At 47.4% G+C, this 21169-nt stretch carries 16 protein-coding genes; 15 read left to right on the top strand and 1 reads right to left on the bottom strand.

Features of this window, described 5'->3' with window-relative positions; genetic code table 11:
* Window positions 1-37 precede the first annotated feature (37 nt).
* Window positions 38-952, top strand: coding sequence for an NAD-dependent epimerase/dehydratase family protein (locus HH215_RS13260; RefSeq protein WP_169280343.1), 915 nt, complete (start codon window positions 38-40; stop codon window positions 950-952).
* A gap of 125 nt (window positions 953-1077) precedes the next feature.
* Here HH215_RS13260 and HH215_RS13255 read toward each other — a convergent pair whose 3' ends face one another.
* Window positions 1078-2052 carry a ketoacyl-ACP synthase III gene (locus tag HH215_RS13255; RefSeq protein ID WP_169280342.1) on the bottom strand — a complete coding sequence of 325 codons (975 nt, stop codon included), beginning with the start codon at window positions 2050-2052 and terminating at the stop codon, window positions 1078-1080.
* 317 nt (window positions 2053-2369) lie between these two features.
* Here HH215_RS13255 and HH215_RS13250 point away from each other — a divergent pair, with 317 nt between their 5' ends.
* From HH215_RS13250 to HH215_RS13185, 14 genes are all read left to right on the top strand, one after another.
* The gene (locus HH215_RS13250; protein WP_169280341.1) at window positions 2370-3347 is read left to right on the top strand and encodes a LacI family DNA-binding transcriptional regulator; all 978 of its coding nucleotides are present in this window, start codon (window positions 2370-2372) and stop codon (window positions 3345-3347) included.
* Window positions 3348-3555: 208 nt separating this feature from the next.
* Complete coding sequence (locus HH215_RS13245) at window positions 3556-4566, top strand: LacI family DNA-binding transcriptional regulator (RefSeq protein WP_169280340.1); 1011 nt, start codon at window positions 3556-3558, stop codon at window positions 4564-4566.
* Window positions 4567-4775: 209 nt separating this feature from the next.
* Window positions 4776-6155 (top strand): ABC transporter substrate-binding protein, encoded by a 1380-nt coding sequence (locus tag HH215_RS13240; RefSeq protein ID WP_169280339.1) that lies wholly within the window; start codon window positions 4776-4778, stop codon window positions 6153-6155.
* A 93-nt stretch (window positions 6156-6248) separates the two neighbouring features.
* Entirely contained in the window at window positions 6249-7130 is an 882-nt protein-coding gene (locus HH215_RS13235) for a carbohydrate ABC transporter permease (protein WP_169280338.1), read from the top strand.
* Window positions 7130-7954 carry a carbohydrate ABC transporter permease gene (locus tag HH215_RS13230; protein ID WP_169280337.1) on the top strand — a complete coding sequence of 275 codons (825 nt, stop codon included), beginning with the start codon at window positions 7130-7132 and terminating at the stop codon, window positions 7952-7954. The genes HH215_RS13235 and HH215_RS13230 overlap by 1 nt, the downstream gene beginning before the upstream one ends.
* A 129-nt stretch (window positions 7955-8083) precedes the next feature.
* Window positions 8084-9040: a carbohydrate kinase family protein gene (locus HH215_RS13225; RefSeq protein ID WP_169280336.1), complete on the top strand. Its 957-nt coding sequence runs from the start codon at window positions 8084-8086 to the stop codon at window positions 9038-9040.
* Between the two features lie 11 nt (window positions 9041-9051).
* A complete protein-coding gene (gene gtfA, locus HH215_RS13220; RefSeq protein WP_169280335.1) occupies window positions 9052-10521 on the top strand; it encodes a sucrose phosphorylase in 1470 nt (489 codons plus the stop codon).
* Window positions 10522-10718: 197 nt separating this feature from the next.
* Window positions 10719-11702: an ABC transporter permease gene (locus HH215_RS13215; RefSeq protein WP_169280334.1), complete on the top strand. Its 984-nt coding sequence runs from the start codon at window positions 10719-10721 to the stop codon at window positions 11700-11702.
* 13 nt (window positions 11703-11715) lie between these two features.
* Complete coding sequence (locus tag HH215_RS13210) at window positions 11716-12597, top strand: carbohydrate ABC transporter permease (protein ID WP_169280333.1); 882 nt, start codon at window positions 11716-11718, stop codon at window positions 12595-12597.
* 62 nt (window positions 12598-12659) lie between these two features.
* Window positions 12660-14249, top strand: a complete 1590-nt coding sequence (locus HH215_RS13205; RefSeq protein ID WP_169280332.1) for an extracellular solute-binding protein — start codon at window positions 12660-12662, stop codon at window positions 14247-14249.
* Between the two features lie 110 nt (window positions 14250-14359).
* Window positions 14360-16183 carry a beta-L-arabinofuranosidase domain-containing protein gene (locus tag HH215_RS13200; RefSeq protein ID WP_169280331.1) on the top strand — a complete coding sequence of 608 codons (1824 nt, stop codon included), beginning with the start codon at window positions 14360-14362 and terminating at the stop codon, window positions 16181-16183.
* A gap of 103 nt (window positions 16184-16286) precedes the next feature.
* Window positions 16287-18068, top strand: coding sequence for a sensor histidine kinase (locus HH215_RS13195; protein ID WP_169280330.1), 1782 nt, complete (start codon window positions 16287-16289; stop codon window positions 18066-18068).
* Complete coding sequence (locus tag HH215_RS13190) at window positions 18016-18777, top strand: response regulator transcription factor (protein WP_169280329.1); 762 nt, start codon at window positions 18016-18018, stop codon at window positions 18775-18777. The genes HH215_RS13195 and HH215_RS13190 overlap by 53 nt, the downstream gene beginning before the upstream one ends.
* A 6-nt stretch (window positions 18778-18783) precedes the next feature.
* Window positions 18784-21096: a glycoside hydrolase family 95 protein gene (locus HH215_RS13185; RefSeq protein WP_169284373.1), complete on the top strand. Its 2313-nt coding sequence runs from the start codon at window positions 18784-18786 to the stop codon at window positions 21094-21096.
* Window positions 21097-21169: the final 73 nt, after the last annotated feature.

Below are 21169 nucleotides of genomic sequence, written 5' to 3'. Positions count from 1 at the left end.
TTGTAGTAAACCGGAAATGGCAAAGGAATGAAAACCAATGCGTGTCATCGTGACTGGAGGAGCAGGATTTATCGGCAGTCGTCTCGTCCATGCGCTCGTTGGAGAAGGCCATGAAACGATAGCGATCGACAATTTGAGCATGGGAGATGCGGGGCGGCTGCCAGCTGGCGTTAAGCTGTATAAGCTTCAAGTCGAGGCTCCCGAAACGACGGAATGGATCTCGCGGCTTAGACCGGGAGCCGTCTTCCATTTGGCGGCCCAAGTCGGGATGGGCAGTTCGCTGCAAGCTCCATCCGAAGACGGACTCAGCAACGTAATCGGCACTTTGCGCGTTCTGGAAGGCTGTCGGCAGGCGGGAAGCAAGCTTGTATTCTCTTCTACGTCAGGCGTATACGGCGAAAGTAAAGGTAAACGCTTGCTGAAGGAAACGAGTCCGAAGCTCCCCTTTGCGCCGTATGGACTGTCCAAGTGGACGGCCGAGGAATACATTCGCAAGAGCGGCGATTGGTGGGGAGGGTCCTACACGATTCTTAGATACGCGAACGTGTATGGTCCGGGTCAAACGGCAAGAGGCGAAGGCGGTGTCGTCGCTTGTTTCATGGCGCGGATAAGGGATGGACTTCCGCTAGTTATACATGGGGACGGCGAGCAGAGTAGGGATTTCGTGCACGTAGACGATATCGTCAAAGCCAACTTGGCGGCTTTGGAGCGAGGGGATGGCGAAGTATGCAATATCGGGACCGGGGTGGCAACCTCCGTAAACCGTTTGGCCGATTGCTGCGAGCGCTTATCGGGGAGCGGCAGTCTGGGCAGAATCTACGAACCGTCCAGAAACGGCGACGTTCGGTGCAGCAGACTATCGTCGGCGCGCGCGGAGTCGATATTGGGGTGGAAACCATCGATTCCTTTGGAGTTAGGGCTTAGCCGCTTGCTGGGCGGAATGAATTTGTAGGAAAAAAGATAGCGTCACTCGATTAGCGAAGGATGTATGCTCCATCGCAATCGGGTGACGCTATTGCTACGTTTTTGTACATGATAGATGGCCGAATTCGACGATTGGTACGCCTATTGGTACGCCTAAATCGTCCAACGAAGCAACAATCCGGATTGGGTAAGCCCCGACCCGAAGCCGTATAGTGCCAATAATTGGCCGGATTGCAGCTTGCCTTGCCTATATGCCGCATCCAAAGCCAGGGGAATCGAAGCGGCGGACGTATTGCCATTGCTGACGACGCTCTGCAATATTTTCTCCGCAGGCATATCTAATCGCTCGCAGATGGCTTCGATCATGCGAAGATTGGCGCTGTGCGGGATGAACCAATCCAGGCTTTCAAGCGTCGATCCGGCTTTCTGCAAGAGATCCCGGACACCGCCCGGTACGGTGGATAACGCCCACTTGTATACTTCCCTGCCGTTCTGAACAATCTTATTATCGGCACTGCAATAGACTTGCATGCCTCCGGAACCGTCCGTATTCGCGTTGGAGGAGAGGAAAGCGCCTTGATCCGCGGCCTCTACAAGAACGGCCCCGGCACCGTCTCCGAATAGGATACACGTTGAACGATCCGTATAATCGGTTATTTTCGTTAACGTCTCTGCGCCGATAACGAGTACCTTGCGAAAGCTTCGCGATAGGATCAATCCATTCGCCAGCTGAAGGGCCGTAACGAACCCGGCGCAAGCCGCGCTCACGTCTACGGCGAGGCTACCCGATGCAGCGCCAATGGCTTGCTGAACCTGAGAAGCGACCGACGGGAAGGGCATATCCGGCGTCGTCGTGGCAACGAGGATCGCATCGATGTCCGAAGCGGATACGGCCGGAAATTTATACAATAAATCGTGAACCGCGGCGATGGCCAGATGGCTGGTCGATTGATCGTCGGCCGCTTTGTGGCGTTGCTCGATACCTGTACGCCTTACGATCCACTCGTGATCGGTGTCCACCAATGTTTCCAAATCCGCGTTCGTAATCACTTGTTCGGGTACATAACTACCGATAGCGGAAATTCGCGCTTCGGATAGAAAAGCCGGTTTTCCGATTTCTTTAGCCATATTCCATCCCTCCTCCGACTTTTGAATCGATTTTAGCATTAGGTATTAGTACCAGGTGTTAGTATCTTTATGTTAAATCGAATAAGCAGTCCTGTCAAGTGAGCGGTGTCAGTGAGCGGTGTCAGAATTGGTGAGAATGTGTGCATATAAAGTGATTGTAAACTGAACAAGCTTTAGGATATGGATATCAGTTTGACCGTGCTGACCCGTCGTTGTAAGAGAACTTCATATATGTCAACCGCTTGACCTAAAAAGGCGTTAAACTTATACTTGGGCTATGATATGTTTGAGTTGGATCAAGTATGGAGGATAATTTAATGGCTACGATAAAGGACATTGCAGATAAAGTCGGTGTGACCGTCACTTCCGTATCGAGGGTTTTGAACAACAGAGGGTATATCAGCGAGACGCTTAAGAAGAGAGTACAAGAAGCGATGGAAGAGTTAAATTATCAACCCAATGAGGTTGCCCGCTCCTTAATTCGGAAAAAATCAAATATCATTGGTCTAATCATACCGGACGTTTCCCACCCGTTCTTCGGCGAAGTTACAAAATATATTGAATATTATGCGGACAAGAACGGATATAAATTGTTGCTTTGTAATTCGAAATTAAACAAACTTAAAGAAAAAGAATACATCAATATGCTAAAGGGAAGCCAGGTAGATGGCATTATTATGGGTAGCCATACGATGGACACCAAAGATTATACTTCGATTAAGTTGCCGATGGTGACCCTTGATCGCCAGATAACAGATACGATTCCGTATATTTCATCGGACAATTATAAAGGGGGAGAGCTGGCTACTAACTTACTAATAAAAAAGGGTTGTAAGAAAATTGCGCATATAAGCGGTAATCTCCATCTCAATCTATTGGCAAAATTAAGGCACGATGCTTTTAAGAATGTAATAACGAACAAAGGAATAGAGCATATCGTATTGCAGACAGAATTAAACGGATTCAATTATGATGAATATGAACAACTCGTCTCCTCAATGTTTCAGGAGCATCCGGATATTGATGGAGTATTCGCTAGCAGCGACATCATCGCGGCTCAGGTCCTTAAAGAATGTTACCGAATCGGAAAGTCAGTTCCGCAAGATATGAAGATCGTTGGGTATGACGGGATACAGTTAGGACAACTCATCACGCCGGGCATTACTACAATTAAGCAACCAACCAAGGAAATCGGTAAAATGGCTGTAAGGCTCATTATTGAGCAGATAGAAGGACAAGATGTATTGAAAGAAAATATTTTGCCAGTTAAATTGATAGAGAGGCAATCGACTTAATTGAATTTGTCCGTTACCAGAGACTCGCGCAAAGCGGTTGCCTATGCTGCCGCTTATTTTTTGTATGAACATGGAAGGAGAAATGTACTACATAAACTTTTTGTTCCTGTTATAATTTAACATGCGTTGATCCTACGCTTAAGAACTTAAATAATGGTGCCGTTTTCATTTTTATACAGTAATTAAATACAACGAAGGAGGAACTCTGATGCCATCAATCGAAGACGTGGCTAAGAAAGCGGGAGTATCAGTCACGACAGTGTCCCGCGTCCTTAATAATCGGGGATACATAAGCAGCGCTACAAGAGAAAAAGTATATCAGGTTATGAAAGAGATAAATTATCAGCCCAATGAGCTAGCTCGATCTTTGTTTAGGAAAAAGTCGAATTTGATCGGCCTCATTATTCCCGAGATTGCACATCCGTTTTTTAGTGAATTAACGCAGTATATAGAATATTATGCTTTCAAAAATGGCTACAAGCTTCTTTTGTGTAATTCAGAACATAATCGGGAAAAAGAAAAAGAATACATAGATATGCTGAAAAAGAATCAAGTGGATGGAATAATAATGGGAAGTATGTTGCAGGAAACCGCTGATTATCTGGAACTAAACTTACCGTTGGTTTCCTTTGATAGAAGTATTGCTGATCACATTCCATTAGTATCCTCCGATAATAAAAATGGCGGTGCACTTGCAGCCCAAATATTGATAGGCAAGGGCAGCCGAAAACTTGCGTTTATTTATGGGGGAATAAAGGGTTACTCAGGAGATTTATTGAAAAATAAAAGTTTATTGGCGGGACTTAGGTATGATGGATTTACTTTGGAATGCAAAAGAAACAATATTCCCTATTTGAATTATTACGTGGAAATCGATAATTATTCGAATCTAGAGAGCACGGTTGACCAAATCATTGGTTTTTTTAATGAAAATCAAAATGTGGATGGAATATTCGCAACAAGTGACGTCATTGCTGCCTGTGCAATTAAAGCTCTCTCGAAAATGAAAATAAAAATTCCTGAGTCCGTAAAGATTGTTGGGTATGACGACATTATTTTGGCTTCTCTAATTGCGCCAGCCGGACTTACTAGTATTAAGCAACCGATCGAGGAAATGGCCAAACAATCGGTCGAATTAATAATTAAACAGATCAATGGAGAACATATAGAAAGGAAGTACATTTTAGAAGTCGCATTAATGGAAAGAGGGACTACTTAGAAAAGTACGAACAGATGGCAAATATTCATCGACCTCGACACCTAATATTGTCGCTCGGCACTTCGTCCGGTTTCCGGTCGAATAGCCAGAGCGATTTTGTTTTAATGAAGAAAAGTATGTCAACCGCTTGACACACTGTATGTCAAGCGGTTAATATATATTTGAAAGTGAGTTGATTACGCTTTCAATACAATCATGGGGGAGTAAATATGAAAAGATCCAAGGTTCTAATATTAGGGGTATGTATGGCATTAGTTCTTTCGTTGTTAGCGGCTTGCTCTAAAGACAATACAAAAAACAATGCTTCCGGATCTTCAAGTGAACCTAGCGAATCACAACAAGCTACCGGTTCTGCATCCCAGTCCAGCAAGGAAGTAAAGATTACATTTTTCAATACGTCGGCAGAAATAAACACGGTATTCGAGAACCTATTCAAAGTGTATAAGCAAGAACATCCGAACGTCACAGTGGAACTGATTCCGACTCCGATCGGAGGGGCGCAGATTGAGAAATTCCAATCGCTTATCGCCTCTGGAAATCCGGCCACGGTCGCCAATCTAGATGCGGGAACGATTTTCCAATATAAAGACAAGTTCCTCGATCTGGAATCCGATAAAGCCAAATACGAAGAACTCGCATTACCCGGCGCGATAGATGGCGCATTGCTTGACGGCAAGTTTATCGGCGTACCTTATTCTGCACAAGGATACGGACTGTTATATAACAAACGCGTAGTGGAGGAAGTAATCGGAGGGGCATTCGATCCATCCACAATCCAAACACGCAGTGATTTAGAGACCTTATTTAAGAAAATCGAAGCTACCGATAAGGCTCCGGTCATTATTCACGGTGCGGATTGGTCCTTGGGCGCCCACTATCTAGGCTTGGCATACTCTTTGCAAACAAATGATATAGAGAAAAATCGTCAATTCGTAGAAGACGTGAAAAACGGAACTGTAGATTTGTCTACGAACGAAGCTTTCAATGGCTTGATGGATACGTTCGATATGCTGAAAAAATATAATGCACGTAAAAGCGATCCGCTAGTTGCTGATTATAATAAAGATAGCGCAGATTTTGCAAAAGGCGAAGCTGCTTTCTATTTCATGGGAGATTGGTCATGGGCAGTTATTGGAACGCTTGAAGGTCGCGATAAAGACTTCGGGATCCTCCCCGTTCCGATCAGCGATAATGCTACAGATTTTGGGAATTCACAAGTTGCCTATACGGAGCCGAAATTGTTTGCAATTGACAATTCGGGATCGACACCTGAGCAGCAGGAAGCAGCTAAAGCGTTGATTGAATGGATGATTACAAGCGAAGCCAGTCAAAAAGCGATTATTGGTGAAAGCGGACTAGCAATGCCTTATAAAAATTTGAAGGTAGAAAGCACGAATCCAATGTCTAGTGCCATTTCCAAATACGTAGCTGACGGTAAAACAATTAATATCGGGGTCATCAACTACTTACCTTCGGATTACTGGGCAAAGACCGGTGCTTCGATGCAGAAGTATTTGGTAAGCAAACTCGATCGTGCCGGATTTACGAAAGAAGTTCAAGATTATTGGAAATCAACTGCCGGAAAATAAAAGTCAACTAGTATGTTAATAAAAGAAGGGTATTCGGTAATTGCCGATACCCTTCGATTATTTACTAAATATTGACAAGAGGATGTAATGGCCATGACAAACAAGAAATTTTTACAGAATACGGGGACTTTTTTGCTCTTCGGCGGACCCTCCATATTTGCTTTTTTTGCGGTGGTGTTGATTCCATTCCTATTTGGACTTTACTTGACGCTTACGAATTGGGACGTAAGAATAGGGGATCATACGTTTCTAGGGTTTGCCAATTATGCGGAAGTATTCCGCGACAAGGTTTTTTTAACCCAGTTATGGTTCACTTTGAAGTATGTCTTTTTTACGGTTGTGCTTGCTAATGTCGCAGCATTCTTTCTTGCGTTTGCGTTAACAAGCGGGTTTAAGGGTCAGCAATTTCTCCGGACGGGCTTCTTCACGCCCAACCTCATCGGCGGACTTGTGCTAGGGTATCTTTGGCAACTCCTGTTTTCTCAAGTCCTGCCTTATCTGGGTAAAGAATATGGCTGGACCCTATTTGAAACTTCTTGGTTGACAGATACGGACAAAGGATTTTGGGCATTGGTTATCGTGTCGGCTTGGCAATTTATCGGATACCTGATGATTATTTACATTGCCGGATTCATGAGCGTTCGCGTTGACGTATTAGAGGCGGCCAGCATTGACGGAGCCAATGGACTCACCAAGATTCTAAAAATCATCCTTCCGCTGTCCGCGCCAGCGATTGTGATTTGTATTTTCATTTCGATTTCACGTTCCTTTTTGACTTACGATCTGAATTTGGCATTGACCAAAGGAGGACCATTCAATTCTACCGAGTTGTCTTCCTATCATGTTGTTCAAAAAGCTTTTCTTTCAAATGAATATGGAGTAGGGCAGTCTGAAGCTGTTGTATTATTTGCGGTTGTTGCCATTATCGCATTGACTCAAGCCTACTTTTTGAAAAAATTGGAGGTCGAGGAGTAATGCGCGGTTTTAAAACTTCGATATTTTTGAAAACAATATCCCTTTATATATTATTACTGGCTTTTTTATTTCCTTTCTTAGTGGTTATACTCAATACGTTTAAGTCAACCCAACAATTCGTAGAAAATCCGCTTTCCTGGCCAACTCGATTTAATTTCAGCAATTACGCGAAAGCGTTTAAGGATATGGATTTTATTACGGGGTTTTTGAACTCCAGTATGATTACGGTTATAAGCGTAATTATTATCGTTTTTTTCTCCTCAATGACGGGTTATTTGTTTGTTCGTTTCAAGTGGAAAGCGAACAGCATTTTATTCTTTTCTATGTTGGCGTCCATGACGCTACCGTTTCAGGCGCTGATGATTCCTTTAGTTGTCATATATGGCAATCTTGGACTTCTAAATTCGATAGCAACGTTGCTTTTTATGTATTTGGGATTCGGTATTCCTTTTGCCGTATTTACTTTCCATGGATTTATTAAAGGGGTGCCGCTTGAGCTAGAAGAGTCTGCATCTATAGACGGAAGCTCAAGAGCTCGAACTTTCTTTCAAATCGTTGTGCCCTTGTTGAAACCGGTAATGGTAACTCTCATCGTTTTGGATACGCTTTGGATCTGGAACGACTATCTCTTGCCTAGTTTGCTGTTACAATCTCCTTCCATGAGGACGTTACCGCTTTCTAACTATGGATTTTTCTCGACCTATTCCGTTGACTATTCCCCTTTGATGGCTGGGTTAATCATGACGATTATTCCGGTACTCATCCTTTACCTATTCCTTCAAAAACATATTATCAAGGGCATTACTGAGGGAGCTTTAAAGTAGGGATCCGGTTTGTCATATTGCCTGCCAATGAACGGGATGCGCTGTTTGCGCATCCCGTCCCCATTTGGAAACGATATCGGGAAATTTCATTTTCCCTATCATGATTTTTGCTAACGAGGAGGACATGACGTGTTTGGGTTCGACGATAAAATAATGTTTCAAAATAAAAACAATGATATCTTGACCGTAGGAGAAATTCTTATAGACATGATATCTACGGAATATGGCGACAATTTCGAATCTAGTAATTATTCTAAGTTTTTCGGGGGATCACCTTCCAATATCGCAATGAACGTAAAGAAACTAGGTATTCGCTCCCATGTAGCTTCAGCAGTGGGAGATGATGGTTTAGGATCGTTTTTGATCGATCAATTAAGAAATGCGGATATCGATACGAAGGGTATTCAGCATACTGAATACTCTACGAGCATGGTCGTTATTACAAAGAGTAAATCATCGCCCGTTCCTATATTTTATAGAGGGGCGGACTATCATTTAGCTTTTACTCCGGTCCTTGAAGAATACTTGATAAATTCAAAGATAATACATTTTTCTTGTTGGCCTTTATCGATGGTGCCAGTGCGCCATACGTTGGAAAAAGTGATTGAAAAGGCAAAGGAGAACCATATTCTGATAGGTTTTGATCCCAATTATCATCCGATGATATGGCAAAAAGGCGAAGATGGTATCGAATATGTTAAATCCATCATAGGCAAGGTCGATATCATTAAGCCTTCCGAGGATGATGCAGAAAGGTTGTTTGGCAAAGATACGCATGAAAATCAGATAAAGAAATTTTTGAGATTGGGTGCCAAACTTGTAATCATGACCCTGGGTAAGGAAGGAGCAATGGTTTCTAATGGGGTAGAGACGGTTAAATATAGCACCTTAGCCACAGATGTCGTAGATACGACAGGAGCAGGAGATGCATTTTGGTCGGGATTTTATACGGCAGCGATTAAAGGATACAGCATAAGAGAAGCGCTGGCGTTAGGCTTTGCTGTCAGTGCCTATCAACTGAAATATACCGGTGCAATCGTAGATTTGCCTAAGCTTGAAGTCATAAAAGAACGATATGGATTATAGGAGGCTCCCATATGACCGTTAAAAATCAGGTTCAGCTGATCACTTATCCCGATTCTCTGGGAGGAAATTTGAAGGCTCTTAACCAAGTCCTTATGGAGCATTTTTTAGATGTATTTAAGGGCGGGGTTCATATTTTACCTCCTTTTCCATCTTCCGGAGACAGAGGGTTTGCCCCCTTGACTTACCTGGAAATCGAACCGAGTTTCGGTACTTGGGAGGATATAAGAGCAATTGGAGAAAATTTCGATGTGTTGGTCGATTTAATGGTTAACCACATTTCAAGGCAATCCCCATATTTTCAGGACTTCCTTAAAAGAGGACGAACGTCCGAATTTGCCGATTTGTTCTTGACTTTGGACAAGCTATGGGACGATGGCGAACCCATTCAAGAAGATATTGAAAAAATGTTTCTGCGTAGACCATCTCCTTATTCTGCTTTTACTATTGAGGAAACAAGCGAGGAAGAAAAGGTATGGACGACGTTCGGTAAGACGGAGCCTTCCGAACAAATTGATTTGGATATAAGATCACCGAAGTTCAAACAACTGATTATTGAATTCTTCATGAACTTTAAGAAGCAAAACGTAAAGATCGTAAGATTAGATGCGGTCGGATATGTGATTAAGAAGCTTGGGACGAGCTGTTTTTTCGTTGAACCGGAAATATATGATTTCCTTGATTGGATCATGGACCTTGCAGATTCATTAGAGATTGATTTGCTTCCCGAAGTTCACGCTCACTACACCATCCAGTATAAGCTGGCGGAACATGGCTGCTGGATATACGACTTCATACTTCCATATAGAATACTTGATTCCTTGATCAATAAGTCTAGTGAGGATCTCTGTCAGTATCTCAGAACGCGTCCTGAAAAGCAGTTTACTATGCTGGACTGTCATGATGGCATTCCTGTTAAACCGGATCTGGATGATCTGGTTGAAACGATAGAAGCTAGAAAGTTAGTCGATATTTGCTTAGAAAGAGGCTCGAACCTTAGTCTCATTTTATCCGATAAGCATAAGTCTGATGATGGATTCGATGTTCATCAAATCAGATGCTCGTATTACTCCGTTCTGAATTGCGATGACGACGCATACTTAGCGGCCAGAGCCATTCAATTTTTCGTACCAGGAATACCCCAGGTATATTACGTTGGACTGCTCGCAGGAGAAAATGATCTTGAAGGCGTTAAGGAGAGTGGAGAAGGTCGTGAAATCAATCGCCACAACTTTAGCATAGAGGAAATTAACCAAGCTCTCGATAAAGAAGTAGTTCAGAGACTTTTAAAGCTGATAAGGTTTAGAAATGAGTATGGTGCTTTTAATGGGAAGTTTACCGTTCATTCTTCTCTAAAGCATGAAGTTCGTCTTTCATGGGAAAAAGATGATCAGTCCTGCAACCTGTTTATTAACCTTCAAACCAACAAGTCCGTCATCGAGTACAGGAATGAAGTTGGAAATATAGTCCAATATTTTATTTAGCTATTATTTCAATCGCTTTCAAGATGATCGAATAGTAACAATATATTACACCCGCGTAATCTAGCGGGTTATTTTTTTTCTATAGACGCAATTCGAGTTAGCCGAGAGATCTTCAAAAATGACAACGCTTTCTTAAGAATATTGGCTTTCGACTGCTATATCCCGCAAGTTACACTTAAAGCGAAGGAGGAGCAGATATGGAGTTGAATACACGGGTGACTGGTATTACAGGAAAGAACGTACAACAAGCGCAGTTTTGGAAGCGGTTAAAAAAACAAAAAACGCTGCACCTGTTTGTAGGGCTCGGCATGATTTTCTTGTTGATCTTCGCTTATACGCCGATGTTCGGTATTATTATGGCTTTCAAAAATTATTCCATTTCCACGGGGATCAAAGGGATTTTTACGAGTGAGTGGGTCGGATTAAAGCATTTCGACGAGTTTGTGAACGACTACCAGTTTGGAACGATCGTTCGCAACACTTTAGCACTGAGCTTTCTTAAAGTCATTTTTGCTTTTCCGGCCCCGATCCTGCTGGCGATTTTATTGAACGAAGTCAAAAATATGCGATTCAAGCGTTTCGTCCAGACGATCAGCTATTTACCGCACTTCATCTCGTGGGTCGTCGTCGTCGGTATCGCCTTCACCTTCCTGTCGGCCGATATCGGGATGGTCAACAAAGCGCTTCTCGGGCTCGGCATGATCGATAAGCCGTTGGATATCCTGACCAATCCCCAATATTTTTGGGGACTCGCGGTCGGAAGTGCCGTATGGAAGGAGATGGGTTGGTGGACGATCATCTTCTTGGCCGCGATTGCGGGGATCAACCCGGCGCTGTACGAAGCCGCGCAGATCGACGGGGCAGGACGTCTGGCACGCATTCGTCATATCACGTTTCCCGGTATGAAAGGAACTATCGTCGTGGTTCTTATTCTTACGATCGGTAGCATTCTCGGTGGAGGACTGGTCGGCTCGAACTTCGAACAGGCTTTCTTGTTCGGAAACAGCATCAACAATCCGACCTCGGAGATCGTGCAAACCTACGCGTTCAAGGTCGGATTGAGGGACGGAAGGTTTTCCTACGCAGCGGCGATCGATCTGGTCCAGTCCGTCATTTCCGTCATCCTGATTTTCTCCAGCAACTACATCGCCAAGCGAACGTCGGGATCAAGTCTATTCTAGGAGGGGGGCGAGGATGTTGCTCAGCCAAAATCAAAAAGACCGAATGATGAACGCCTGGATCTACGCGCTTCTTTTCATCATGATGCTTTCGATGCTTTACCCGTTCTATTACGTTCTGATTCTTTCCTTCAACAAAGGAACCGATTCGCTTCTCGGAGGCGTCTATTTTTGGCCAAGAACCTTTACTTTTGAAAATTACGCGCAATTTCTTGATGATCCGCACTGGTACCGGGCTTTTCTGGTGACGATCGTGAGAACGCTCGCGGGGGCCGCCTTGGGAGTCCTGTTCACCTGCCTTGTGGCGTACGGACTGTCGCATCGCGATCTGATGTTTCGAAGAAGCTACTTTACTATCATTATTTTTGCGATGTACTTTTCCGGCGGTCTTATTCCGTATTACGTGGTGCTGCGTTCGGTCGGGCTGTTGAACACGTTTGGCGTCTATGTGATTCCTTCCATGCTGAGCACGTTCTTTCTGCTGATCGCCATCTCGTTCTTCCGGGAAATTCCGGGCGAGTTGAAAGAATCGGCGCATATGGACGGGGCTAGCGAGCTGGTTATTTTCTATCGGATCATCCTTCCCGTCTCGATGCCTCTGATTGCAACCATGTCGTTGTTCATGGGGGTCGGTCAATGGAATTCCTGGTTGGATTCCGCTTACTTCGTGCAATCCGAGGGATTGCGAACGCTTGCTTTCCGGATGATGGAGGTCATCAACAAGAGCAATGCGCCGATGGATGCCATCGCCGTAGCGAACAGCGCATCCGCGGGCGTTACCAGCTATTCGCTCCAAGTTGCAGCTATGGTTGTGTCCATCGCGCCCATTGTATGCGTCTATCCGTTCCTTCAAAGATTTTTTATTCAAGGAATCATGCTGGGCTCCGTAAAGGGGTGATCGATTCTTACGGTATTAAAGCGCTTGCTTTAATATAAAAATCACAAGTTGGAGGGGTTATATTGAACAGAAACAAAAGGAAAAAGACTCTGCTCCTGTCGCTAATCGTTATTCTGACGGTGGCGCTTCTGTCCGCCTGCGGCAAAAACGATAACGACGGTCAACAGGAAAGCGCAGGAACGGCAACCCAGACCGGTACGGACACCGAGACGCCGTCGAAAAGTGGAAAAATCAAGGAGCTTTCCTTATTCATTGATGCGTCCTGGTACCCAGTGAAGGAATGGAAGGGATCGGTTGCGGAGAAAATTACGGAAAAAACGGGTATCAAGCTGAACGTGACGGTCGCGACGGACGACAAGCAGCTTCCGCTGATGATCGCCTCCGGAGACCTCCCCGATCTTGTCTTTACCTACGCCAACATCGACCGGATGTCTGATTCGAAGCTGTCTTATCCGTGGAACGAGCTGATCGAGCAGTACGCGCCGGACTTTAAAATCGACAAGACGAGAATCGCGATTCACACAATGGATGACGGTAATTTCTACACCGTGCGAAATGCCTTCGCGACTCAGGAGGAAATGGCACAGAACAAATACTCGGTCGGAGGAGACGGCAATCCCGGCATTGCGGTGCGAGAGGATATTCTGAAGGAGCTTGGAAATCCGCCGATCGATTCCGTGGACAATTTCGTGAAGGTTCTGGGCATGGTCAAGGAGAAGTATCCGGACATGATCCCGCTGATTATGGACAAGGACTGGATCGAGCAATACTTCCTGCAGCAATTCGGCGTCGACGGTCTTCTGGATGGCTGGTACGAGCGGGACGGAAAGGTGGACTATGCGATCAGACAGCCGGAAATGCTGGAATTCTTCAAATTTATGAATCGTCTCTATCGCGACGGATATATTCTAGCGGAAAACTTCGCTTACACTAACGATCAGATCGACGATCAGTATGCCACAAGCGGGAAAGCTTTCGCTCATAGCCATACGGTCAGCATAGCGGACACTGACAATATCAAAGTGAAAAACGCTGGCGGTTCGTTCACTTTCAATATGTTGCCCAGCGCCTTATCGAAGAACACGAAGGCTGTCAGCTCGGGCCTGGGCTTTGCCGGTACCTTCATCACCAAGAATAATAAGTATCCTGAAGCGTCGATCGAATTCATTCAATTTCTGGCGAGCGACGAAGGGAAGAAATTGACGATGTTCGGCGTCGAAGGCGAGCATTGGACATGGAACGAGGAAGGTTATCCGAATTTGAAATACGATCCGTCCGACGCCGATTTCGTCAATAGTAACGGCATCAAATGGTGGTACCTGTACAACGACGGCGTCATGGAAGGGATGCTGGGGTATGTGCCGGGGGCGCAGAAGACGCAGGCCTTGATGGAGAGAAAAGCGTTTACGATCTATAAGCCCGAGCTTGGCCTGATTCAATTGCAGCCGGATTCCGACGAGAAGACCGTCAAGACCAAGATCGACGAAATGATCAAAAACGAGAAGGTCAAAATCTACTTGGCGAAGTCGGAAGCTGAAGCTGTGGCAAGCTACGAAAGCATGGTGAAGAACGCCGAGAAGATCGGTCTGGATCGGCTGGTAGATTGGGCCAATCAGACGTATCAGAAGAAGAAGGATCTGTTCAAGGAATAAATTTAAGTCCGGCAGACGCGTTGCGCGTCCTTGCCGGACTTTGCACGCTAAGCCGCGCGGTCGGTAGCCGCCTGGAACAGAAATCTGCTTCGGAAAGGAAGGTGCATGTCATGTTTACCTCATTCCGCCTTGACGAAGTCAGGCTGACCGACAGCTCCTTTGCCTCCCGTAGGGAGCTGGTTAAAGAGTATATTCGCGATTTTGACCTTCAACGTCTCATGTATACGTTTAAGATCAACGCGGGAATTCCTTCCGACGCAGAGCCTCTGGGAGGCTGGGAGGCACCCGATTGCGGCCTGAGAGGGCATTTCGTAGGGCATTTCTTATCCGCGTGCTCCAAATTCGCCTTTGGCGATCGCGACGAAATCTTGAAGTCCAAGGCTGACGGGATCGTCGACGTCATGGATAGATGCGCGCAGCCAAACGGTTATTTGAGCGCTTTCGAAGAGGAGAAGCTCGATGTTCTGGAGTTCGAGGAAAACCGGAACGTGTGGGCACCGTACTATACCCTTCACAAAATCATGCAAGGCTTGATCGATTGCCATATGTACTTGGGGAATGCTAAAGCGCTAACCCTTGCCGTCAACCTGGCTGATTATATTTTGGGAAGGTTCGAGAAGCTTTCCTACTGGAAAATCGACGGGATTCTCCGCTGCACGAAGGTTAATCCCGTTAACGAGTTTGGCGGTCTGGGGGATGCCTTGTATAACTTATACGACCTGACCGGCGAATCTAAAATGCTCGAGTTGGCCCGTATTTTCGACAGGGACTACTGGATCCTCCCGCTTGCGGCCGGCCGGGACTTGCTTGAAGATCTGCACGCCAACGCTCATCTTCCTATGATTCTAGCCGCTATGCATCGCTACAGGATTAGTGGAGAAAGCAACTACAAGAGGGCGGCTCTCCATTTCTACGACTTCATGAAGGGGAGAACCTTTGCCAACGGAAACAACAGCTCCAAGGCCACGACCTGCATTCGTGGCGGGGTATCGGAGAAAGCGGAGCACTGGGGCGTATACGGCAGGCTGGCGGATGCGCTGACCGGGGGAGAAAGCGAAAGCTGCTGCGCGCACAATACGGAAAGGATCTTGGAGCGTTTGTTGGAGTGGTCGGCCGAGGTCGGGTATCTCGAGCATCTGGAATGCCTCAAGTATAACGCCGTCCTGAACAGCGCAAGCGCCAAGACGGGACTTTCCCAGTACCACCAGCCAATGGGGAGACATGCGATCAAGAAATTCAGCGAACCGTACGATTCGTTCTGGTGTTGTACCGCGTCGGGGATCGAGGCCATGAGCGAACTACAAAAAAACATCTGGTTCAGGAATGGGGATACCGTACTACTCAACGCTTTTATTTCCTCAACGGCCGTATGGACGGATAGGGGGATACGCATCGTTCAGCAGACGGATTTTCCGGAGAGTCTTACATCCACGCTGCTGATCGATACCGACGAGCCGGCGGAGTTCCAGATTCTGTTCCGGGAAAGTGGCGTCAAGGCGGTTAAAGTCAATTTCGAACGAATCGAACTCCGGAGAGAAAACGGGTTCGTCGCTGTCGAACGCGTTTTCCGCAGCGGGGATCGGATCGATATTGAAATCGGGGCGTCCTTGCGGCGGGTTCCGCTTCCGGGCTCAAATGACGCATTGGCGGCTCTCATGTACGGTAACCTGCTGCTCGCTAAGATCGGGGACGATAAGCCTTTAAAAGGAATAACGGACCGGAATGTTCAGGAGAAATTCGTAAGGAGGATTCAAGACGGACGACTGGAATTCGTCGCAGAGGATGGAGAGGGCCAGGCACGATTCATTCCGCTCTTTAGAGTAGAGGAGGAGTCCTATTCCGTGTATACGGATTGGTCCGGCCATGCGACGCCTTATCGCCCTTTTTCCTTCGCCGCGGACGGCAGCACGGCTTATGAGGAGGACAAACGGTAATTCGCGAATCAATCGCTCCGGCAGCTAAACTCCTCTATCTGAATTCTTATATACGTGGTACGTTAACGATATGCGGATATCGCGCCGGAGGGGATGTGCTGCCATGAGCATCATGCGTAAAATCGTACTTGGTTACGTTATTCTGATATTTATCCCCGTTCTCGCTTTCGGATACCAATATTACACGCAAATCTACGGCAACCTGACCCGTCAATTCGTGGAAAGCAGGCAGAAGATCCTGGAGCAGGCATACGCCAACATGAAAACGGATTTTGCCCGAATCCAGTCGGTTCATCGGGTACTACAGTATAATCCTTACCTGACCGATTATCTGGACGGCGTCTATCAGTCCGACGCGGACAGCGTCTATGCGCTGATTCGATATATTTTGCCATTGTACACGCAATCTCAGTTTGCCAACCCGGAGATCGAATCCCTCGTCATTTATAAGATGAAGGACCGTGTTTTACCCATTACGAATCAGTTCCGCGACCGCTCCATGTTGGATCCGCGAATCGAGAAAACCGTCTCGTCCCTGAAGGCCGGACAAGGGATGTGGCTGCGCGCCGACCCGGAAGTGTCGGACCCGGATCTGATTTATTACCAGTATATTTATAATACGCAAATTACGGAGCGGATCGGTCTGCTTGAAATTCGGGTTCGCAACGGGTTGATTCGAAATTTTTATGAAGCCGCGGGCGTGGAAGCGAACTGGAGAGCTTTTCTGTTGTCCGGGGAAGGCAAGCTGCTAACGAAAGAATCGACGGGACTGGACGACAAGACGTTAGGTCTTCTACAAGCCGAAGAGCGAGCCTTTTTTATCAATCGAAGAACGATCGTCAATCAGCTGAAGCTCGAGCCGTTAGGCGTACGGGTAATCGTGACCGGACAGGTGGGTGACGTATTCCGTACCGTCAAGCAGAAGGAAGTTGTTCTGGTCACCATGATCGTGCTGCTGTTGCTTGCGTTATCCGTCGCCTATTATGTGCTGGCTTCCACGATTACGAAGAGAATCCTCAGACTGGCCCGGCACATGCGCACGCTGAACGACGATAACCTGAGACAGCACAGTATCAAGCACGGCAGATTCGAAAAGGATGAAATCGGATTCCTGACCGTTACCTACAATTCCATGGTCCGACGGATGGACGAACTGATCAATAATGTCCATCGAGCCGAGCTGCGTAACAAGGAAGCGGCCTACCAGGTGCTGCAGGCGCAGATCAAGCCACATTTTCTCTACAATACGCTCGAAACGATCCGGATGGTCGCCGAAGCCAACAACGATAAGGAAGTCGCCGATATTTCTTTTTGGTTCGGGAAGCTGATGCGCTATAGCTTGTCTTCCGAGCGGGAGGAGACTGTACTTGCGAAGGAAATCGATATGGTTTCCTTTTATATGAAAATTCATAAGATGCGGCTGCAAAGCAGATTGACCTACGAGATTAACGTTGATCTCGATGCCGAGCGTTTGACCTGCCCGCGGTTTCTCCTGCAACCTCTTCTGGAGAACGGAATCGTGCATGGCGCTTCCGCCGTCCTGCGCCCCGTTCATATTCGGCTTAAGGCCACTGAATCGGAAAGGGAGGTTTTGATCGACATATCCGACAACGGTAACGGAATTCCGACGGATAAGCTTATCGAACTGCGCGAACGACTGTCTAAGCAAGATGAGGACAAGAAATCTGAAAAGCCGGTAGGCGTAGGGTTGAGAAACGTCAACGAAAGAGTCAAAGCTTTCTTCGGGGGAGAATCTCGACTGGAGGTCTTCAGCGAGCTGGGCAAGGGAACCTGCTTGCGGATCATCATCACGAAAAGGACGGTGGCGGACGTTGAAGATATTGATCGTGGACGACGAACCTTTGATTCTGAACGGATTGGTTAAAGTCGTCGAAGAAGTTTCTCCCGACGGTACGGACATACGAGCAGCCTTTAATGCCCCCGAGGCTTTGGTGGCGATGAAGCGCTTTATGCCCGATATAACGATAACGGATATTAATATGCCGGAGAAGAACGGATTTGAATTAATTGAAGAGGCTAGAGTGGAGAATTTATGCGAGCGCTTCATCATCCTTACCGGTTACGACGAGTTCGAATATGTGCGACGAGCGCTCCGAACGGGTGTAGTGGATTATTTGCTGAAGCCTTTGGATAAAAAGGAAATCGCGGCCTTGCTAGCTCGTGTCCAGGAGGAGCTGCCGGCTGTATCGGATTCTGAATATAGCCAGCACGCCGAACGGATTCTGGCGTACCTCCAGAAGAATTACATGAACGATCTGTCCCTTGATCATCTTGCGAACCGAATGAATCTCCATCCGAATTATATCAGCAGCTTGTTCAAGAAGGAGACAGGAGACAACTTCGTCAATTACTTGAACTCGTTTCGGATACGGGAGGCGCAAAAGCTGCTGATAACGCAGTCTCATCTAACCGTATGCGCGATAAGCCGGCAGGTCGGTTTTGACACCAAGCACTATTTTGCAAAGGTGTTCAAAAAATTCGCGGGGACTACTCCGGGCGCATACAGGGAAAGCGGGGCAGAAGGAGCCAATAAGACGGATGAACGGTACGATCGTTTACATGGAAAGGATTGAAAAATGATGCAGGAGCAAACCCCCGAATACGAAGACAGCCTGATTTACCGCTCTCCCGCCCGTCAATGGGAAGAAGCGTTGCCGATCGGCAACGGACGACTGGGTGCGATGATATTCGGCGATCCTTGCGCGGAACGCATGCAATTGAACGAGGATTCCTTATGGCACGGGGGCCCTAGGGATCGGCATAACCCGGACGCCCTGTCGAATTTGCCGGAAATTCGCAGGCTTATTTTCGAAGGGAAGCTGCAGGAAGCCGAGCGTCTTACTTCGTTAGCCCTAACTGCCATTCCCGAAACCCAGCGTCATTATGTTCCGCTGTGTGACCTGCTGTTAAACTTCGATCACGTGACGGAGATTACGGATTATGAGCGGCGGCTCGACTTGTCGGAGGCCGTCGTTCGTATTTCGTACACGGCGGGAGAAGTAAAGTTTAGCCGTGAAATCTTCGCAAGTTATCCGGACAAGGCGATAGTGATCAGGCTGATGGCGGATGTCCCTGGCCAAATTTCGTTTACCGCCAGAATGGGACGTGGGGGATACCGCTACGTTGACCATATTCAAACGGAAGATGGAAACTCGATCGTGATGAGTGGCGATAGCGGCGGGGGTGTTCGGTATTGCGGAGTTCTCGCGTGCAAGCCGGAGGGGGGGCTCATGCGCACGATCGGGGAACACCTCGTCGTCTCGAATGCCAACAACGTTATGTTAGTCGTTTCCGCGGCGACGGATTTTCGCGAACCGGATCCCAATGCGGAGGCTCTCGGTAACGCCAAGCGCGTCGCCGACGCGTCCTTCCCGGAATTGCTGGCTTCACATACGGAGGATTATCGTAGCCTGTTCGATCGAACGAGGCTACGAATCGGCGCGGAGTCAAGCCTAAGGAACGAGGAGACCTCGAAACGACTCGATAACGTGAAAGCAGGGCGCGAAGATCCCGGACTTGCGGCGTTGTATTTTCATTACGGTCGGTATTTGCTGATTGCCTCAAGCCGGCCCGGATCTCTGCCCGCGAATTTACAAGGCATATGGAACAAGGATATGCTTCCGGCTTGGGACAGCAAATTCACCATCAATATCAATACTCAAATGAATTACTGGCCGGCAGAGAGCTGCCACTTGTCCGAATGCCACTTTCCTCTCTTCGAGCTAGTCAAGCGCATGATCCCGAACGGACGCCGAACTGCACTTGCGATGTACGGATGCCGGGGGAGCGCCGCACACCACAATACGGATATTTGGGCGGACACCGCGCCGCAGGATCTTTGGTTGTCGTCGACCTATTGGCCGCTCGGTCTCGCTTGGCTGTCCCTTCACCTATGGGAGCACTATCGATTCGGAGAGGACAGGGTTTTCCTACAGCACGCTTACCCGATGATGAAGGAAGCAGCCGTCTTTCTGCTGGATTATCTAGTGGAGCTTCCAGGAGGAGAATTAGTCACTTGCCCTTCCGTATCGCCCGAAAATACATACCGGCTTCCGAACGGAGAATCGGGCGTGCTGTGCTACGGGCCGTCCATGGACAGTCAGATCGCACGCGAGCTGTTTCAGGCTTGTCTTGCCGCGGGAGAAAAGCTGCAAACCGAAGATGATTTTTTTCTGGACGAGCTGCGGCAAGCGATCGACAAGCTTCCGCGTCCCCGTATCGGACGTTATGGCCAACTGCAGGAGTGGTTCGAGGATTATGAGGAGATCGAGTTGGGGCATCGCCATATCTCGCATTTGTTCGCCTTGCATCCGGGAACCCAGATTACCCCAGACAGGACGCCGGAGTTGAGCGCTGCCGCACGTCGAACTCTAGAGCGCCGCCTCGAGCACGGGGGAGGCTATACCGGCTGGAGCCGGGCATGGATCATCAATTTCTGGGCTAGATTGCAAGACGCGGAAGAAGCCCATGCCAACGTGATGGCGCTCTTGGCCCACTCTACGTTGTCGAACCTGCTAGATAACCATCCGCCGTTTCAAATTGACGGCAATTTCGGCGGTACGGCCGGGATAGCCGAAATGCTTCTTCAGAGTCATCAAGAGACAATTCATTTGCTGCCCGCCCTTCCGAAAGCTTGGCCGAGTGGCGAAGTCCGAGGACTTCGGGCGCGCGGCGGTGTCACGGTAGATATCGCATGGGAGAATGGGCGAATCCGACAGGCCATACTGAGGCCGGATCGCAAGGGGACTTACCATATTCGTTGTGACCATTCTGTTCGTTGGGTTATAGAAGGCATCATTGGCGAGCCAAGAATGAAGGCAAGTAACCTGCTATCGATTGACGGGGAGGCAGGAATAGACTTGGTAATCCGGGCGATAGACTACCGGAAGTGAGCTCCGGCAAGCAGGCCGGGGCTTGAAGCTTCGCATTGAAGTCCATATGTTTTCGGGCTGCAAAATAGTCACT

It is taken from the genome of Cohnella herbarum, assembly GCF_012849095.1.
GTDB classification, from domain to species: Bacteria; Bacillota; Bacilli; order Paenibacillales; family Paenibacillaceae; genus Cohnella; species Cohnella herbarum.
The sequence above is the reverse complement of the archived record's forward strand: the minus strand, read 5'-3'. Positions and strand labels throughout refer to the sequence as shown.

What these genes read in the sequence shown, in the direction of transcription:
- HH215_RS13260 (WP_169280343.1), top strand. Translation starts at nt 38, where the DNA reads ATGCGTGTCATCGTGACTGGAGGAGCAGGATTTATCGGCAGTCGTCTC.
- HH215_RS13255 (WP_169280342.1), bottom strand. Translation starts at nt 2,052, where the DNA reads ATGGCTAAAGAAATCGGAAAACCGGCTTTTCTATCCGAAGCGCGAATT.
- HH215_RS13250 (WP_169280341.1), top strand. Translation starts at nt 2,370, where the DNA reads ATGGCTACGATAAAGGACATTGCAGATAAAGTCGGTGTGACCGTCACT.
- HH215_RS13245 (WP_169280340.1), top strand. Translation starts at nt 3,556, where the DNA reads ATGCCATCAATCGAAGACGTGGCTAAGAAAGCGGGAGTATCAGTCACG.
- HH215_RS13240 (WP_169280339.1), top strand. Translation starts at nt 4,776, where the DNA reads ATGAAAAGATCCAAGGTTCTAATATTAGGGGTATGTATGGCATTAGTT.
- HH215_RS13235 (WP_169280338.1), top strand. Translation starts at nt 6,249, where the DNA reads ATGACAAACAAGAAATTTTTACAGAATACGGGGACTTTTTTGCTCTTC.
- HH215_RS13230 (WP_169280337.1), top strand. Translation starts at nt 7,130, where the DNA reads ATGCGCGGTTTTAAAACTTCGATATTTTTGAAAACAATATCCCTTTAT.
- gtfA (WP_169280335.1), top strand. Translation starts at nt 9,052, where the DNA reads ATGACCGTTAAAAATCAGGTTCAGCTGATCACTTATCCCGATTCTCTG.
- HH215_RS13215 (WP_169280334.1), top strand. Translation starts at nt 10,719, where the DNA reads ATGGAGTTGAATACACGGGTGACTGGTATTACAGGAAAGAACGTACAA.
- HH215_RS13210 (WP_169280333.1), top strand. Translation starts at nt 11,716, where the DNA reads ATGTTGCTCAGCCAAAATCAAAAAGACCGAATGATGAACGCCTGGATC.
- HH215_RS13200 (WP_169280331.1), top strand. Translation starts at nt 14,360, where the DNA reads ATGTTTACCTCATTCCGCCTTGACGAAGTCAGGCTGACCGACAGCTCC.
- HH215_RS13195 (WP_169280330.1), top strand. Translation starts at nt 16,287, where the DNA reads ATGAGCATCATGCGTAAAATCGTACTTGGTTACGTTATTCTGATATTT.
- HH215_RS13185 (WP_169284373.1), top strand. Translation starts at nt 18,784, where the DNA reads ATGCAGGAGCAAACCCCCGAATACGAAGACAGCCTGATTTACCGCTCT.